Origin of the sequence: Helicobacter turcicus (genome assembly GCF_019711685.1) — a bacterium.
In the GTDB taxonomy this organism is placed as follows: domain Bacteria; phylum Campylobacterota; class Campylobacteria; order Campylobacterales; family Helicobacteraceae; genus Helicobacter_D; species Helicobacter_D turcicus.
In genome coordinates this window covers 1-1,065 of the sequence record NZ_JAIGYQ010000031.1, presented here as the reverse complement: position 1 = coordinate 1,065, position 1,065 = coordinate 1, and the positions used below count along the sequence as shown (strand labels likewise).

General features: G+C 33.6%; 2 protein-coding genes and 1 pseudogene. All 3 read left to right on the top strand.

Annotated features, from left to right (window positions below):
* Positions 1 to 339, top strand: a pseudogene (locus K4G57_RS08965) (capsular biosynthesis protein); the annotation flags it as partial.
* 171 nt (positions 340 to 510) lie between these two features.
* Positions 511 to 762 (top strand): adenine nucleotide alpha hydrolase family protein, encoded by a 252-nt coding sequence (locus K4G57_RS08960; protein WP_221561861.1) that lies wholly within the window; start codon positions 511 to 513, stop codon positions 760 to 762.
* 26 nt (positions 763 to 788) lie between these two features.
* Positions 789 to 1,065 (top strand): adenine nucleotide alpha hydrolase family protein (locus tag K4G57_RS08955; RefSeq protein WP_488153892.1); only part of this gene is annotated, 277 nt, incomplete at its 3' end.

The window sequence follows — 1,065 nt, the reverse complement described above, 5'->3', positions numbered from 1 at the left end:
GAGATTATCCCCTTTAGCACACAATATGATATAGGTTTTTATATCCTACAACCTACAAATTACAATGGATATTTTGCCCTTCCCAATAAATTCTTTGAATTTATCCAAGCAAGACTTGCTATTGCAATAGGACCAAGTCCAGAAATGGCAAGATATGTTAAAGAATACCATTTAGGAATCATTGCAAAAGATTTCACACCACAATCTATGGCACAAGAATTAAATAAACTTACCAAACAAGACATACTTAAATATAAAGAAAACGCAAACAAAACAGCTAGAATTCTTAATGCAGAAAAAGAGGGGGAGAAGATTTTAAAAATCTTAGAGGAGTTATGAGAATATTGCTTAAATCCATTTGTAGCATTTTTAGAATATTGCCAAATGCGAAGTTTTGAGTTAATAGAACAAAACTTAGAAAGTTTCAAAAATAGTGAATAAAACCCTTAAGTTTTTAAAACAAATATCCGATATGTAGCGGATATGCAGATTTATTTTTAAGGAGTTTTAATGGAATATCAAGTTTGCACACGTTGTGTTATGGATACTTCAGATCCAGAAATTACCTTTGATAGCAATGGAGTTTGTAGCCATTGTCAAAGGTTTGATTCTGTGATTTTGCCCTATTGGAGAGGATTTAGCAAAGAGTGGCTAGAAAAAAAGGTTGCTTTTATTAAACAAGACTGCAAAGATTCTCCCTATGATTGTATCTTAGGTGTCTCGGGGGGGGGGATAGCTCTTATTTGCTCCATTATGCGGTAAAGGAGCTAAATTTAAGAGTTTTAAGTGTGCATGTGGATGCGGGGTTTAATACAAAACTTGCAGAATCTAATATAAAAAAATTAGTAGAAAAGCTAGGAGTTAAATACCATGTTATTAAGATTGATTGGGAGGAGATGTTAGATTTGCAAGTTGCATTCCTAAAATCTGGTGTGGCAAATTGTGATGTGCCTCAAGATATGGCATTTTTTGCTGCATTGTATGCATATGCTGTGAAAAATAATGTGCGCTATGTTTTAACAGGAAGTAATTTTGCCACAGAATCTATTCTCCCAAAAGCATGGG